16 protein-coding genes are annotated in these 14,601 nt (G+C 42.2%); 3 read left to right on the top strand and 13 right to left on the bottom strand.

Features of this window, described 5'->3' with window-relative positions; all coding sequences use genetic code 11:
• Window positions 1-586: 586 nt before the first annotated feature.
• From GXZ17_RS04200 to GXZ17_RS04190, 3 genes are all read right to left on the bottom strand, one after another.
• Window positions 587-1,849 carry a Glu/Leu/Phe/Val family dehydrogenase gene (locus GXZ17_RS04200; RefSeq protein WP_409376035.1) on the bottom strand — a complete coding sequence of 421 codons (1,263 nt, stop codon included), beginning with the start codon at window positions 1,847-1,849 and terminating at the stop codon, window positions 587-589.
• A 66-nt stretch (window positions 1,850-1,915) separates the two neighbouring features.
• On the bottom strand, window positions 1,916-2,125 hold the full coding sequence (locus tag GXZ17_RS04195; protein ID WP_409376032.1) for a hypothetical protein: 210 nt from the start codon (window positions 2,123-2,125) through the stop codon (window positions 1,916-1,918).
• Between the two features lie 48 nt (window positions 2,126-2,173).
• Window positions 2,174-2,314, bottom strand: coding sequence for a LacI family DNA-binding transcriptional regulator (locus GXZ17_RS04190; protein ID WP_409376031.1), 141 nt, complete (start codon window positions 2,312-2,314; stop codon window positions 2,174-2,176).
• A gap of 483 nt (window positions 2,315-2,797) precedes the next feature.
• On the opposite strand from GXZ17_RS04190, the gene GXZ17_RS04185 reads away from it, so the two are divergent.
• Genes GXZ17_RS04185 through GXZ17_RS04175 form a run of 3 tightly spaced genes read left to right on the top strand, consistent with a single transcriptional unit; the run spans window position 2,798 to window position 5,340 of the window.
• Entirely contained in the window at window positions 2,798-3,736 is a 939-nt protein-coding gene (locus GXZ17_RS04185) for an ATP-binding protein (RefSeq protein ID WP_409376030.1), read from the top strand.
• Window positions 3,723-4,910: an acetate/propionate family kinase gene (locus GXZ17_RS04180; protein ID WP_409376034.1), complete on the top strand. Its 1,188-nt coding sequence runs from the start codon at window positions 3,723-3,725 to the stop codon at window positions 4,908-4,910. The genes GXZ17_RS04185 and GXZ17_RS04180 overlap by 14 nt, the downstream gene beginning before the upstream one ends.
• 1 nt (window position 4,911) lies before the next feature.
• Window positions 4,912-5,340 carry a C-GCAxxG-C-C family protein gene (locus tag GXZ17_RS04175; RefSeq protein WP_409376029.1) on the top strand — a complete coding sequence of 143 codons (429 nt, stop codon included), beginning with the start codon at window positions 4,912-4,914 and terminating at the stop codon, window positions 5,338-5,340.
• Between the two features lie 2 nt (window positions 5,341-5,342).
• Here GXZ17_RS04175 and GXZ17_RS04170 read toward each other — a convergent pair whose 3' ends face one another.
• The 10 genes from GXZ17_RS04170 to GXZ17_RS04125 all read right to left on the bottom strand — a co-directional run.
• Window positions 5,343-6,848, bottom strand: a complete 1,506-nt coding sequence (locus GXZ17_RS04170; RefSeq protein WP_409376028.1) for an FGGY family carbohydrate kinase — start codon at window positions 6,846-6,848, stop codon at window positions 5,343-5,345.
• Window positions 6,849-7,316: 468 nt separating this feature from the next.
• The gene (locus GXZ17_RS04165) at window positions 7,317-8,474 is read right to left on the bottom strand and encodes a hypothetical protein (protein ID WP_409376027.1); all 1,158 of its coding nucleotides are present in this window, start codon (window positions 8,472-8,474) and stop codon (window positions 7,317-7,319) included.
• Window positions 8,467-9,522, bottom strand: coding sequence for an S-methyl-5-thioribose-1-phosphate isomerase (gene mtnA, locus GXZ17_RS04160; protein WP_409376033.1), 1,056 nt, complete (start codon window positions 9,520-9,522; stop codon window positions 8,467-8,469). The genes GXZ17_RS04165 and mtnA overlap by 8 nt, the downstream gene beginning before the upstream one ends.
• A gap of 11 nt (window positions 9,523-9,533) precedes the next feature.
• Window positions 9,534-9,995: a COG2426 family protein gene (locus GXZ17_RS04155; RefSeq protein WP_409376026.1), complete on the bottom strand. Its 462-nt coding sequence runs from the start codon at window positions 9,993-9,995 to the stop codon at window positions 9,534-9,536.
• 3 nt (window positions 9,996-9,998) lie between these two features.
• Complete coding sequence (locus GXZ17_RS04150) at window positions 9,999-10,826, bottom strand: purine-nucleoside phosphorylase (protein WP_409376025.1); 828 nt, start codon at window positions 10,824-10,826, stop codon at window positions 9,999-10,001.
• A gap of 17 nt (window positions 10,827-10,843) precedes the next feature.
• Window positions 10,844-11,746, bottom strand: coding sequence for a site-specific tyrosine recombinase XerD (xerD, locus tag GXZ17_RS04145; protein WP_409376024.1), 903 nt, complete (start codon window positions 11,744-11,746; stop codon window positions 10,844-10,846).
• Window positions 11,730-12,482, bottom strand: coding sequence for a prolipoprotein diacylglyceryl transferase (lgt, locus tag GXZ17_RS04140; RefSeq protein ID WP_409376023.1), 753 nt, complete (start codon window positions 12,480-12,482; stop codon window positions 11,730-11,732). The genes xerD and lgt overlap by 17 nt, the downstream gene beginning before the upstream one ends.
• Window positions 12,483-13,934, bottom strand: a complete 1,452-nt coding sequence (locus tag GXZ17_RS04135) for a DUF3048 domain-containing protein (RefSeq protein ID WP_409376022.1) — start codon at window positions 13,932-13,934, stop codon at window positions 12,483-12,485.
• A complete protein-coding gene (locus GXZ17_RS04130; RefSeq protein ID WP_409376021.1) occupies window positions 13,931-14,347 on the bottom strand; it encodes an ExbD/TolR family protein in 417 nt (138 codons plus the stop codon). Before GXZ17_RS04130 ends, GXZ17_RS04135 begins: the two co-directional genes overlap by 4 nt.
• Window positions 14,307-14,601, bottom strand: a 295-nt coding sequence (locus GXZ17_RS04125) for a MotA/TolQ/ExbB proton channel family protein (protein ID WP_409376020.1), incomplete at its 5' end; no start/stop codon positions are given. The genes GXZ17_RS04125 and GXZ17_RS04130, both read right to left, overlap by 41 nt.

The following is a 14,601-nucleotide window of genomic DNA, read 5'->3' as shown; positions in this document are numbered from 1 at the left end:
TCTCTAACCTGTTTGCCCGTATCTTCCTCCTCTCTTCTAACTCTCTGATTTGAACCCCTGCTTTCTTCGGTTCCTCAGCAAACTCATTGTAAACTGAAAACCCTGGTCAATGTTAAAAGGATGATATGCTCATGCTTCTTTCGGATGTCACCCATTTTTCTTATCCTTCTCCTTTCTGTTTGCAGACTAAATACACCTTATTGCTCTGTCCAGTTTTCGGGGTCCATTATAATAAAATAAAAGAGGCTGGTATTGAAAAATATTTCGAGGAGGAAGATAACACATCACATTACGCAAGCTAATTTTTTAGCGGCCGCCTTCCTTGATAGTTTTCTGGTTCTTCTCCAGTTTTGTTGCTCTCTGCAAAGGAGTTTTTAATGATTGAAGAGGGGCATCCAATGCTATAAATCAAATAATGGATGAGGTCGTATACAGGACACCGCTTACTCCTCGGAGTTGGCTCTACTTATATAAAACCTTACCCGGAAGGGCAAGCGGTGTCTATTTTTTATTTAACTTCTCTATCAACTATTTGGAAGGGGAACTTTTATTTTAATGTTTTCAGTTAACTCTCTTGCCTTAAACATCAAGGAAAATTCCCTCGTATTTTTCTCGCCTTAATTGTCCGATCAAGAGCCAGCATATAAGCAGCCTCCCGCATGGGCACTTTGTTTTGTTCGTGAAACTCCCATACTTCCTGGAAACTTCTCTCCATAATTTCCTGGAGAAAGCTATTAACTTTCTTCTCATCCCACATTAAATACTGAATATTTTGAACCCATTCTAAGTAAGATACTACCACTCCTCCTGCATTAGATAGAATATCAGGGACAACGGTTATGCCTTTTTCGTTGAGAATTTGATCTGCTTCAGGAGTAGTGGGTCCATTAGCTGCTTCAACGATAATTTTTGCCTTTATATCTCCAGCATTATCTTCAGTAATCTGGTTTTCCCGAGCCGATGGGACTAAAATATCCACCCCCAAAGTGAGTAACTCCTGATTGGCAAGGGATGAAATACCTTCTGCTTTATATCCTTCAATGAGATGAGAGGGATTTTTCTTTACATAGTTTGATAGATCCAGTATGTCAAGGCCATCTTCTTTATAAATTCCTCCACTGATATCACTTATAGCTACAACTCGATATCCCTCCTGATAGAGCAATCGGGCTATCGCTTCTCCTACTTTCCCGAATCCCTGGACAGCAAAAGATGCTTTGTTTAAATCAATTCCCTTCTTGAGAGCAATCTGATTGATAGTAAATAACACTCCTCTACCGGTTGCATCTTCTCTCCCCAGTGATCCACCAATTTCTACAGGTTTTCCCGTAACTACTCCCGGAACAGTAAAGCCTTTAAACGCGCTATAAGTATCCATAATCCATCCCATAATCTGGGCATTGGTGTTTACATCAGGAGCAGGAATATCTTTTTCTGGCCCGATTAAAGGAAGAATCATCGCTGTATAGCGGCGGGTGATTCTCATAAGTTCCTGAGAAGAAAGTTTTGTGGGGTCACATTGCACTCCCCCCTTGGCTCCACCATAAGGGATATTAACTACAGCACATTTCCAGGTCATCAAAGCAGCCAGGGTTCTCACTTCATCAAGGTCGACATCTGAAGAATAACGTAATCCTCCTTTGCACGGACCCCGCACGCTAGAATGCTGAACCCGGTAGCCAGTAAAAACTTTAACATGTCCATCATCCATTTCCACTGGTATAGAAACAGTGAGCTCTCTCTCTGGATAACGTAGAGGAACATAATCATCCCAGCAAACTCCCAGCTTTTCTGCACAAGCATCTAACACTTTGAGCATATTCGCATAAGAGTGATTTTGCTCTGGCAAAGAAGAATCACAACACTTTTGTTCATTTTGAACCTCAGTGTGACCGCAACGGTTATCTAAGCTCAACTAATTTACCTCCCTCGTTCTCTCTAATTGTATACGTTGTATCTTTTGCAATAAATATTCCACATCACAGAAACCATCTTCCAGACAAACAATATTGATAAACCAGCTTTCCCATACCTCTTGAATCAACCAGAGGCATTTCTCTCCTGCCCCAGAGCGAAGATACCTCAGCATTATAGGCAAAACGAAAAGCCAAATCCTCAACTCCATAAATAACTTCTGGGAAAAAAGAACTGGAGATATGGGTAACCATAAGAGTTATGATTCTACTCTTTTTCCTGGTGGGCTAACTCCTCTTTTTGTTTCCTCGCTTATTGCAGAACTGCCATTAAGTGTCCTCAAAACAGTAGAAGGAGAAACACCGCTTCTCCGACATAGTTCATCCGTAGTTATTTTCATTATGCTGCCTCCATTTTCTGTGCTTACAATAGCACAATTTTTGAAATTTGCAAGATATTACCGGCTCTATTAAAGTGTGTTAAAAAAAGCACCTCGTGGTATGGAAAAGAAGAGCAGTTTTTTACCTCAAACCTGAGGTATTCTCTTAGCATATTAATTTTGGCAGGCAAACTCTGCTGCATTCATTGTAGTATCCCGCAAAACCTATTATAATTGCTATCTTTTACAGGAAAAAAAGCGGAATAACCACACACGCTGGAATTATATCATCAAAATAATTAAAACAAACTCTAAAAGTAGCTCAAACCTGGTATATAAATGGTAAGATAAGCTCTCAGGTGGAGTGCGAAAGCTTTTATAGCCAAAAGCTCGATGCGGCCAGGCACAACCCGGGAGATACTGTATCTCTATCTTCCGAGGAGCCAAATATATCTTGACAAACGAGTCGTGCTACATTTAAATCTAAAATGAAAGGAAGATAAAATGAAGTGTACTCGATGTAAAAAAGAAGCTCTGGTCAAGCTAAAAAGACATAATGCCAAATTTTGTGGAGACTGTTTTGAGGTTTTCTTCTCTCGCCAGGTAGAATCAGCCATAAAAAGAAAAAACATGTTTTCTGAGGAAGAAAAAGTATTAGTCGGGGTATCCGGGGGGAAAGACAGCATGTCTCTGTGGCACTACCTCAAAAAAGCAGGATATGAGGTAGTGGCTATTCACTTTGATTTGGGAATAGAAGAACACTCTCAGAAATCTCGCCAGATAGTAGAAGAATTTGCTCGTCAAAATTCCTTTCCTCTGGAAATTATAGAAGTTAAAAAAGAGGTAGGATTTTCCATTCCCGAGATAAAAAAGAGGATACCCTATCGTCCTATCTGCTCTATGTGTGGTCTCATTAAAAGGTATCTTTTAAACTTCTGGGCTTTTAGAGAGCATTTTTCAGTTTACGCCACCGGTCATAACTTAGACGATGAAGCGGCTACCCTTTTAGGTAATGTGTTGCACTGGCAGATAGATTACTTATCTCACCAGCACCCCACTCTTCCCAGCCCTCATCCTAAAATGGTGAAAAAAGTTAAACCTTTTTACACTCTCACCGAAGAGGAAATAATGATTTATATTCGCCTTCATAATATCCCTTTCTTAGAAGAAAGATGTCCGCTCTCCCGGAGAGCCAAGAGCTGGGACTACAAAGAAGCGCTGAACTTCTTAGAAGAGAAGTCTCCAGGCACCAAGCATATGTTCTGGCTGGGATTTTTAGAAACCGGACAAAAATACTTCCGGCAAGAAGAACCACCTCTTCATCTGGGAGAGTGCTCTATTTGTGGTATGCCCACCACTCAAGAGGTTTGTTCCTTCTGTCGGTTAATACAAAAAGTGAAAGAAAGGGAGGAAAAATACCTTGATTATAATGGCGGTAAATAGTGGCGGTTCATCTATCAAATATGAACTCTTTTCTATAGAAGAAGAAAAAGAACAATCCCTATCCCGGGGAAGTGTAAAGAGATTGTACCGTCCTGATTCCTTCTGGGAAGGAGAAAAAGAAGGGATAAAGAGCAGAAAAGAAGTCCCTGACCTCGACCACGAAAAAGGCCTGCGCTTAATCATCGATATTTTAACTCAGGAAGGACCCCTGCATAGTATCCAGGAAATTGAAGCAGTGGGAATAAAGCTTATCAATGGGGGAGCAGAAGTTACTCAAACTTCTTTTATCGACTCCGGTGTTGTTCAGGCTCTCCAGGACCTCTCCGGAGTAACTTCGGTTCACAACCCCCCTTCTCTTTTAGCTATAGAAATGTTTCAAAAAATTCTCCCCCAAACTCCCCTGGTAGGAGTCTTTGAAACCACCTTTCATCTCTCTATACCCTTACCCTACCGCACCTATGGCCTACCCTGGGAATTAAGCCAGAAATATGGCTTAAAAAAATTAGGATTTCACGGTAACTCCCACCGCTACATAGCAGAAAGAATCGCTTCTCTTACTTCCCGAGCTCAAAAAGTAATAAGCTGCCACTTAGGAAGTGGATGTAGCGTTTGTGCCATCAAAGAGGGAAGGTCTTTAGATATCTCGAGCGGCTTCACTCCCCAGAGCGGAACAATCATGTCTACTCGCCCTGGAGATTTTGACCCGCAAATAATTACATATCTTGAAGAAAAAGCAAATTTTTCTCCTCAGGAAATCAACCGTATTCTTACCAGAGAATCAGGGCTTTTAGGAATATCAGGATTAAGTGGAGAAATGTGGGAATTGGAAGAACTATCTCAAAAAGGAGAAGAAAGGGCAAAATTGGCGGTAGAAGTATTTGTCTATCAAGTTAAAAAATATATTGGAGCTTTCGTTGCTCTTTTGAATGGTCTGGACAGCCTGGTTTTCACTGGAGGAATAGGAGAAAATGATAGTTTTATCCGAGAGAAAGTTGGCAACAACCTCGATTATTTAGGAATAAAAATCGACCGGGAGAAAAATCAAGAAATTAAAGGAAAAGAAGGAAAAATAAGTTCTTCTACCTCTCCAGTTGAGGTATGGGTTATACCCACTAACGAGGAATTAATGGTCGCTCGAGAGACGGCCAAAATAGTCAAAGAAAGGAGAAAATAAAATGACTTCTGGTGAATATCATGACCAGGGATTTAACTGTTGCGAATCTACCCTACAAGGTTTGGGGGATTACCTGGGAGTAAAGAGTGATTTAATTCCCTCTATTGCCACTGGCTTTGGAGGAGGAATCGGGCACACCGGAGGAGTGTGTGGAGCAATAACCGGAGCAGTGATGGCTTTAGGGATAAAATATGGAAGAAGAGACCCCCAGGATAAAGAAAAAAGAGATTGGCTCTACCAGAAAGTAGAAAATTTCCTGCAGGACGCAGAAAAAGAATTAGGTAGCCTTAATTGCCGGGACCTCATTGGCCTCACTCTAAATACCGATGAGGCAATGAAAATTTACCGGGAAAAGAACCTGCGAAAAAAATGTCACCAGATAATCGAGCAGGTAGAAAAATTAGCTCAGACCTATTTATCTCTCGATTAAACTTAACACCTTTCCCGATAAAAAGAAGCTAAAAGGGGAGGAAGCTCTGTATACCGGGTAAAAAGCTCCTCATATATTTCTCTCTGAGAAGAAGGTTCCCACACTGTGGTTTCTATTTTTACCTGACTTCTGGCTTCCTCCAGGTTTTTTACTATTCCCGCTCCCACCTGAGAGAAAAGAGACGCTCCCAGAACAGTAGCTTCTTCACAAGAAGTGGTAACCACAGGAAGATTTAATACATCAGCCCTGATTTGATTCCACAGCTTGTTTTTAGCTCCTCCTCCCACTACTCGCACCCTTTTAGGGGTATAACCAAAAGCTTCCTGAAGAGCTAAAACGGCTTCTTTTAATTGAAAAGACAAACCTTCTAATACAGCACGGAAAACCTGCCCCCGATCAGAGGTCAATTCCAATCCCAAAATAGTACCTTGAGTGTCGTAAGGTTTGGTAGGGCCAGAAGGCATAAAAGCAGGAATTACCACTATGCCTCCTGCACCAGGAGGAATAGAGCGAGCAGACTCTACCATTACTTCATAGATATTTTTCTCATCCTTGATATCGGAGAAAAAATTCCTCCTCACCCATTCCACCACTCCCCCGGCTATCATAAGCATTTGGGGATTCCACAAGTTCTCTTCAGCATCCAGCTCTGTTAAGCCTCCCCGCTCAAAAAAAGAAGAAGAATCCCGATAATAAGGAAGGCGCAGCGCAGAAATCTCCCAGGTGCCAGAACTCAATACCAGCTCTTCGGGAGAAGCTAAAGAACCCACTATGGCAAACTGTGTATCATGCCCGGTTACGACCACTGGCGTACCTTGAGGAATTCCGGTTTCTTCGCTTGCTTTAGCCTGAACTTTTCCAATTACCTCTCCGGGATGTTGAAGAGGAGGCAAAAAAGAAGGTGTTAGACCTGCCAGGGAAAGCAAAGGTTCAGACCAGCATTTTCTCTCTATGTCCAGCATCATAGTAGTGGAGGCAGAGGTAAAATCCATGCTTGCTTCTCCACAAAGCTTGAAACTCAGGATACCCGGCATCATCAAAAAAGTATCAGCTTCATCCAGAGAACGAGGAGCATTGTTTCGCAGCCAAAGAAGCTTGAACAGGGTATTAAAAGGTATTATCTGATATCCAGTAATGCGAAAAATCTCCCGAGGGCTAAGAAAGTTGGTGATTTCTTTAGCCTGAGGAGCAGTCCTCTGACACTGCCAGGAAATAACTGGATAAGTCAGAGTCCCATCTCTCCGGACGGGCGCTCCGTCTGCTCCAAAAGTAGTAACTGTAACAGCAAAAATCTCTTTTCCTGCTTCAGCAATAACCTGCCGAATGGCCAGAGTAAATTTTCTCCAGATTTCATCTACATCCCAGATAAGAAAATCTTTTTCTCCTTCCTGAGGAGAAGGGGCATTGGGAAAAGAAGAAAGATGCAGTATTTCTCCTTTTTCACTCACTGCTACCGCCCGAAGACTGGTAGCTCCACAATCCAGAACCAAACAATATCTTTCCATCATTTTCCTCCTCAAAGAGAATATATTCCGTACTTTCAGGCAGCCACTACATTAGAAGGGAGAGCACCAAGGTAAAATATCATGCACCCGATTAAAGAGAAATCCTCCCCCTCGCTCTAAAATATCTATTCTTTCTCTCACCGGGCTTCTTGTTTCCTCTTCGACACCATAAAGAAGTACTCCCCGGGTTCCCATCTCTTTTTCCCAGAATACCTAATCCCTACCAAACTCTTCTTTTAGTTTGCGAGGGTCCATATCTTTAGCTCTATGTAGTCTGCACCGGGTTGAGAACCTCCACCCCAATTTTATCTCCCCTTCCATTCCCAGATATTCTTTTAGCTGGAGATAAGCCAGAACATAGGCACCGGTAGAGCGCATTGTTCCAAAATTAACAGGAATCTATCCTTCCTCGCCACTCAGCGTCAAAAGCGCTATGTCCCGATAAGTCAAGCTACCCTCATCTTTCCTTCCTCAAATTTTGTATCGCAGAAAAGCTCCAATGTGAGAGATCTCTTCCAATCGGGGGTTATCAGTAGCAATATGTTTAATCTCCCCTCTTTGTAAAAGAACTTCTTCCATTGCTTCTTCTATCACATCTTCCACCGGAAGAGCTTCTTTTCCACAAAAGGCACAATTTCCCTCTTCCAGAGCTAAATAGGCACAATCTTTACACACATACCCTGGCATATGATAATCATCATCTACCACCAAAACCTGGCAAGCCCCGAGAGGTATGGACCGCAAAACATTATCTATCCCTTTGATAGCCAGTCCTCCCCTATTCAAGGTCTCCACAAGATTTTCCAGAATCTTGTTTTCTTCCTCTTCTTCTATTTCCCTCTCTGCTTTTAGTGCCGCTTCGATTATGGTATTAATGTGGTCTTTAGGACCGATATCCAACCTTCCTTTCACTCTGGGTTGCAGATAGCTGTGGAGAAGAGGAAGGAAAAGAGAGTAATCTTCTGCTCTCATACCTATAAAAAGATACTCAAAGTGCCCCACTCTAAAGTGTTCCAGAACAGCATCAGCTACTCTCTGGTAATGCTGTATGACTTTATTTTTAATACTTCTCTCAATCCGGCGCTCTTCTAACCCATACCATCCTCCCTCTTTTACTTTCCCTCGAACATCGGAGTAATAAGCTTTATGCTCTAATATTTCTCCCATATAGACTTCTAACAAACGAGCTTCCCGTTGATCGAGAAGAACCAGCATCAGCCGATGGTATTCATCCAAAATCGCTACCAGGGGACGAATATAAGGATTAGGGTCCACCACTACCCGAGATTTAACCGGTTGAGCAATACGATAGACTTGGAAAAAATCATGTGCTGCATCAGCTATTATTACCAGTCCTCTAACCCTTCCCTTTAACTCAAAATGATTGACAACAAAATTCTCGATTTTCTTGAAATCTTCTCTTACACTATCTAACAGCCCCTGCGGCCAATCTTCTTTCTCTAAAGATTGTTGTTTCTCCCGAAGCAAATTACGAGTTAAAGTGGTAAATTTGCTAGCAGGAACATGGCGGGGGTCCACATTAAGATAAAAGGAAGTGACCAAAGCCTCCTCGGGTTTAAATTCTAAAAGTTTTCTAACATCTTCTATGGTAATTATATTATTATCCATTTTGTCTTGCCTCCGTTTTCCAATTCAGTAACACCTCCTCAAAAGGAGGATAAACAATACCTTTCTCGGTAATAAGTGCAGTAATTAAATGATGAGGAGTGACATCAAAGGCAGGGTTTCTTACTCCTACCCCGGGAGGAGTAATTTTTATCCCTCGAGGAGCAATTACCTCTTCCGGGTCTCTTTCTTCAATGGGGATTTCCCTACCTTCTCTTATAGAGAAATCTACACTGGATAAAGGAAAAGCCATATAAAAGGGTATTTTATGATAGTGAGCCAGAACGGCTAAGGAATAAGTGCCAATTTTGTTAGCCGCATCGCCCTGTAGAGTAACCCGGTCTGCCCCTACTATCACTTTATCTACCAATCCCTGAGACATCAAGTAACCAGCCATGTTATCACATATCACCGTAACCGGGATGGAATTTTTCATAAGCTCAAAAGCAGTAAGCCGAGCTCCCTGCCACAGAGGTCGGGTCTCATCGGCGTAAACCTGGATTTTTTTCCCTTCTTGCAACACCGCCCAGCTAATCGCTCCTAAAGCTGTTCCCCACCCACTACAGGCAAGAGATCCGGTATTGCAATGGGTAAGCACTCTATCTTCATCCTGAAGGAGCTGAGCACCATATCGGGCGATGTTTTCGTTGTTTTTATAATCTTCTTCTTCTATTTTCTTTGCCTCATCAATGAGGGAGTTAACTACCTGACGAGGAGACCAGTCCTCCATATCCTGCTCCCAGATCTTCTTCAAGCGATCCAGAGCCCAGGAGATGTTTACTGCTGTAGGGCGGGAGGTGCGCAAATCAACATCTACTTTTTCTAAAAAGCTAAAGAAATCTCCAACCTTGCCTTTTTCTCCTTCCAAAGCTCCAAGACAAAGACCATAAGCTGCTGTTACTCCCAGAAGAGGAGCTCCCCGGATTTTTAACTGGCGGATAGCTTCCTCCACTTCCCGATAATCAGATGTTTCTATGTATACCTCTTCAAGAGGCAAAAGAGTTTGATCTAAAAATTGAAAAGTCTCACCTTTCCATTCCACAGCTTTCAGCATAATATCACCTACCTCATGAACAAATAATTACCACCCAGTACTGCTAAACTGACTAGTATTGTAGCCATAGCCAGGCCTCCTAATATGAAAGGTAAAGAATCTCTCCAGGATAGACCAACAAGAAAGCAAACTACTGATCCAGTCCACACCCCAGTGAAAGGAAGGGGAATACCCACAAATAACATTATCCCCCATTTACCCCATTTTTCATAGTTCTTAAACCGATTTTGCGCTCCGGTTATATATTTAGACCAGAAATTACTGAACCATTTCCAGCGAAGAAGAAATTTCAAAAAGAAACTCAGAGCAAACATCACCAGGAAAAAGGGCAAAAGATTAAAAATAAAAGACACTATTACTACCCAGGAAAAGGGTAAATTCCTCACCAATACCCCGTAAGGGAGAGCTCCCCGGACCTCACTTACCGGTAAAGCAGCCAACAGCGCTACTTCCAGTAGTTCTTGTACCATAAATTAGAGGGTTAACCTCTTTACTACTTCTCTCGTAATTAAAGTAAGCTTGGGTTCAGCACTATTGGCTGCCTCCACTATATCTTCAAAGCTCACTTCTTCCACCACTCCATCAATAGCCAAATCGGTAATACAAGAAATTCCCAGAACCCTCATCCCCGAGTGGCGAGCTACGATTACCTCAGGAACAGTAGACATACCTACTGCATCAGCTCCAATAGTAATCAAAAAGCGATACTCAGCTGGAGTTTCTAAGTTTGGACCAGCTAAAGCCACATATACTCCCTGATGTACATAAATTCCATTATCAAGAGCGACCTGCAAAGCAAGATCCCCGAGTTCTCTATCATAAGCCTGAGACATATCAGGAAAACGTGGTCCTAATTCCGGGTCATTGGGGCCACGGAGAGGATTATCTCCTAGGAGGTTGATGTGGTCTCTTATAATCATCAAATCTCCTCTTTTCATATAGCGATTCATCCCTCCTGCTGCATTGCTTACCAAAAGAATTTCAGCTCCTAACTTTCTCATCACCCGGACAGGAAAAGTTATCTGCTTCATATCGTATCCTTCATAATAGTGAAATCTACCCTGCATCACCACCACCGGTTTACCCTCTAAATGTCCTAAAACCAGATTTCCTCGATGAGTCTCTACAGTAGAAATTGGAAAATGGGGTATTTCCTCATAAGGTATCACCCGCTCAATTTCTATATCATCCACCAGAGCCCCCAAACCTGTTCCCAGTATAATTCCCACTCGAGGAACAAAATCAATTCTTTCCTTGATAAACTGATAACTTTCTTCAATTTTTCTCTTCATATCGTCCATGTTATTTACCTCCTTTTCTATTTCCGGGGAAAAGCCCGATCATAGGTTTCCCGCAAAACTTTTTTGCTCACATGAGTGTAAATCTGCGTAGTAGAAATATCGCTGTGCCCCAAAAACTCCTGTACCACTCTTAAATCAGCACCATTTTCCAGAAGATGAGTAGCAAAAGTATGTCTCAAAGTGTGAGGAGTAATATCCTCACGCAAGTTAGCCCGCTTGGCGTACCTCTTTACCATATTCCAAACACTCTGGCGAGTCAAGGGACGAGCGGAAGGTCCGTTTATAAATAAATAATTGCTCGAGCGACCTTTCAAAATCTCACCTCTTCCCTTCTCCAGATAGAGAGAGATAGCTTCATGGGCTTCTTCTCCAAAAGGGACCATTCTTTCTTTAAATCCTTTACCCCACAGTCTCAACATTCTATTTTCCAAATCCAGATGGGAAAATTCTAAAGAGACCACCTCTCCCACTCGTAAACCGCTAGAATAAAGAAGCTCAAGAATTGCTCGATCTCTCAAACCCCGGGGTTTGGTTTTATCGCAAGCGGAAAGCAAAGCTTCCACCTCTTCCAGGCTCAAAACCTGGGGGAGGTTTCTTTCCAAGCGAGGTGTATCGAGAAGCCGAGCCAGATTCTCTGGTACTTCTTTTTCTCGAACCAGGAAAGAGAAAAAAGTGCGTAAAGCAGAAATCTTTCGAGCTAAAGAAGTAGCTTCCAGTTCTCTATCTGATTCCTGACTCACAAACTCCTCCAAAACCAAAAGAGTTACTTCCCCGAAGGAGACAATCCCTTTCTCTTTCAAAAACTGGACAAATGATGATATGTCTTGACCATAACCAAGTATGGTGTTATCCGCTACTCTCTTTTCCCAGAAAAGGAAATCTAAAAAAGCCTCTACCCAGGCATCAAGACTCCTTTCCATATCTTTTAATAACCTCTCGAAGAATTAAAGAAAAAGCTACGATTGATAAGCATGCCACCTGCCCCAGAGTAAAAATTCCCCCCACAGAAAAGGGTTCATCTCTTAAATATTCAATCAGAAAACGAGCAATACCATAAAGCCACAGATAATCAAGAAAAAGCTCACCAGTGAAAGCTTTATTTTTTTCTAAATGCAATAAAGCAAAAAGAATTATCAGAGAATAACCCGCAGAATATAGCTGAGTAGGATATCTAAATCCGGAAAGATAGGGAAATTTTACCGCCAGAGGAAAAGAAGTGAAAGGACACACTCGACCATAACAACAACCATTTAGAAAGCATCCTATCCGGGCAATGGCATAACCCAAAGCAATGGGTGGAGAAAAAATGTCAAAAAAAACAGGAAGAGAATATTTTTTATAATGAACATAGGGAATAACTAAAAGTAGAGCACCAGCTATTCCTCCATAAAAAGTTAGCCCTCCTTCTCGAACTAAAAAAATGTGAGCTAAATTTTCCCGGTAATATTCCCAGTTTATTAAAACATAAAGCAACCTCGCTCCTACGACCCCCCCTATAATACATAAAGCGCTAACTTCCACCACCGCATCAGCAGACACCTGATAGCGAGGCGCACGACGAATAGCATAAAAAATACCCACAAGGATCGCTACTGCTAACATCACTCCGTAAGAATAAACAGGAAAACTTCCCAAATGAAACATAACCGGATACATCTAAAAGACCACCTTAGTGTGAGTATCAACTACCTCTATCCAAACTTTCCCCGGATTAACTTTTAGCTCTTCTCCATCGGCAAGATAAAACCTGGTTTTATCCCGGAGATCGCTTTTCTCCCAGCGAATAGGCACCACTTTGCCATCTCGAAAAACCCAGCCGGTGCCCTCTCCTACAAACCTTATTTCCAATCTTCCCTCTTCATCTTTTACCTGATGTTCAGTCACCTGAACAATAATGGTAGAACATTGAATAGCCTGACCTCCTGCTGCATCTACATGAGGTGCACCATTTATAAGGCGCCGATAGACATTTTTATCTGGAAGATAAACAAACTCAACTTTATAATCGGCAGTGTAGCTAATCTCTAACCTCGGAGCACTATCTCCTCCTGGATTTCCTAAATCACCAACCAAAAAACCACCTACTCGAGTGGGCTTATTATAACCCAATCTCTGCGCTTCCTGACGCAGAGAAGCCACAGAAGTATAGAGATTATGAGGAGGATGACGGTCTTGAGTTCTCCAGAAAGGTTGAAAATTCTTCATCTCATCGATATGGTCTACCGCCAGCATTTCTAAGTATGTAAATGCTTCCACGCTTCCTCCGCTATGAACAAAAATAGCGTCGTTTTCCGCCGCTTTAAGTATAAAATAAGGACGAGCGCTACGCACCGGACCTACATTTTCTGCTGGTTCAGAGTTAAAAATAGCTAAAAAACGAGTAATTCCTCCCTCGGCTAAGATTTCATAAACTATGTCTGCTTTGCTTAAACCCGATTGAGGACGGGCTGCCGGGGCATTTTCTACAATTACGGCGATAGGTCTTTTAGTAAAAGGAGATCTTTTTTCAACTCCCGAAGTTGGAGGAGATAATTCCCCTGTAGCCAGGGTTTCTCCTACCGTGCTTTCTACTTTTTTCAACCCTTCTTGAGCCAGGTGAGATAGGCGAGTAGAAGTCCCTGCTTCTTCTAACTTCCCCTTGATAGTTGACTCAGCCTCCACCCCCTGCCAGCTCATATTTTCTGGAACATCAATTTCTTCTCCAGGGTTAAAGTCCTGAGCACCAGAAGGAGAAGCTTTCTTTATTATGGTTTCTGCTGGAGGTAAATCCACAGGAGGTTTAGCAATTTTTACCTCTTCTTTTTTTTGTTGCACTTCTGAGGCAATCTCGCTTTTTACCTCTGGAGGCAATTCTGCTTTTTTATCTTCCACTTCTTTGAGAGGACTTAACTCTGCCACTTCTGCTTCCTGAGGTGGGGCTTCGCTTACTGGTTGTTCAGGAGCGGGAATTTCCATCAACTCTATTACTATCGGCTCTTCCTCCTCGAGAGGAAAATAGTGAAAAGAAAGCCAATAGATGGATATTACCGCCACTAAAACTAAATTGATTACTATAGAAAAAAGAAGAGAAAAAGACCATACTCTCTTCTCATTGAAAGGTTGTTTCATCGTCCCTCCGTGGGTTGAGTGGCAATAGCCATTTTCTCCGCCCCCGATTTCCTTAAAATATCCATTACTCTTACCACTTTTCCATGGAGAACGTTTTTGTCTGCTTCAATAACCACCATAGCTTGGGGGTTTTGGCGGACTTCAGCCACCGCCACCTGGGCCAATTCCTTTTCATCCACCAGGGCACCATCTATATAAATAGAGTTATTCTCGGTTATGGTTACCGTTATAGTTTTTGCTTCTTCTATTCGAGAAAAATCAGCTGAAGGCAGATTAACCTGTGCCCCGCTTTCTACACTGATAAAAGTAGTGGTAACTACAAAAAAGATTACCAACTGCAAAACCACATCTATCATAGGAGTCATATTTATTTCAGGAATGTGTCTCTTCTTCTGAGACCGAAATCGGAACATTCTCCTCTTCTCCTTCCCTCAGATTTTCACTTCCTAAAGGTAAAGTATTATGAGAGTTGGCGCTTTCTTCCAGCGCTTCTACCACTTCAGTACAGGCTCTATCGATATCACTGATGATTTTATCAGCTAAATTAGAGAGATAATGATGAGCAAGAACAGTAGGAATAGCCACAATCAATCCTGCAGCGGTGGTAATCAAAGCCTCCGATATTCCCCCGGCCATCTCCGCTGGTTTACCAACTCCCACTACTGAT

This window comes from Candidatus Sordicultor fermentans (genome assembly GCF_012728195.1).
GTDB classification, from domain to species: domain Bacteria; phylum Atribacterota; class Atribacteria; order Atribacterales; family Caldatribacteriaceae; genus Sordicultor; species Sordicultor fermentans.
This window is presented reverse-complemented; position numbering and strand designations above follow the sequence as displayed.

Excerpts from the sequence above, each read along its gene's own strand:
- GXZ17_RS04195 (WP_409376032.1), bottom strand. The coding sequence starts at position 2,125 with ATGGAGTTGAGGATTTGGCTTTTCGTTTTGCCTATAATGCTGAGGTAT.
- GXZ17_RS04190 (WP_409376031.1), bottom strand. The coding sequence starts at position 2,314 with ATGAAAATAACTACGGATGAACTATGTCGGAGAAGCGGTGTTTCTCCT.
- GXZ17_RS04185 (WP_409376030.1), top strand. The coding sequence starts at position 2,798 with ATGAAGTGTACTCGATGTAAAAAAGAAGCTCTGGTCAAGCTAAAAAGA.
- GXZ17_RS04180 (WP_409376034.1), top strand. The coding sequence starts at position 3,723 with ATGGCGGTAAATAGTGGCGGTTCATCTATCAAATATGAACTCTTTTCT.
- GXZ17_RS04175 (WP_409376029.1), top strand. The coding sequence starts at position 4,912 with ATGACTTCTGGTGAATATCATGACCAGGGATTTAACTGTTGCGAATCT.
- GXZ17_RS04170 (WP_409376028.1), bottom strand. The coding sequence starts at position 6,848 with ATGATGGAAAGATATTGTTTGGTTCTGGATTGTGGAGCTACCAGTCTT.
- GXZ17_RS04165 (WP_409376027.1), bottom strand. The coding sequence starts at position 8,474 with ATGGATAATAATATAATTACCATAGAAGATGTTAGAAAACTTTTAGAA.
- GXZ17_RS04155 (WP_409376026.1), bottom strand. The coding sequence starts at position 9,995 with ATGGTACAAGAACTACTGGAAGTAGCGCTGTTGGCTGCTTTACCGGTA.
- GXZ17_RS04150 (WP_409376025.1), bottom strand. The coding sequence starts at position 10,826 with ATGGACGATATGAAGAGAAAAATTGAAGAAAGTTATCAGTTTATCAAG.
- xerD (WP_409376024.1), bottom strand. The coding sequence starts at position 11,746 with ATGGAAAGGAGTCTTGATGCCTGGGTAGAGGCTTTTTTAGATTTCCTT.
- lgt (WP_409376023.1), bottom strand. The coding sequence starts at position 12,482 with ATGTATCCGGTTATGTTTCATTTGGGAAGTTTTCCTGTTTATTCTTAC.
- GXZ17_RS04135 (WP_409376022.1), bottom strand. The coding sequence starts at position 13,934 with ATGAAACAACCTTTCAATGAGAAGAGAGTATGGTCTTTTTCTCTTCTT.
- GXZ17_RS04130 (WP_409376021.1), bottom strand. The coding sequence starts at position 14,347 with ATGTTCCGATTTCGGTCTCAGAAGAAGAGACACATTCCTGAAATAAAT.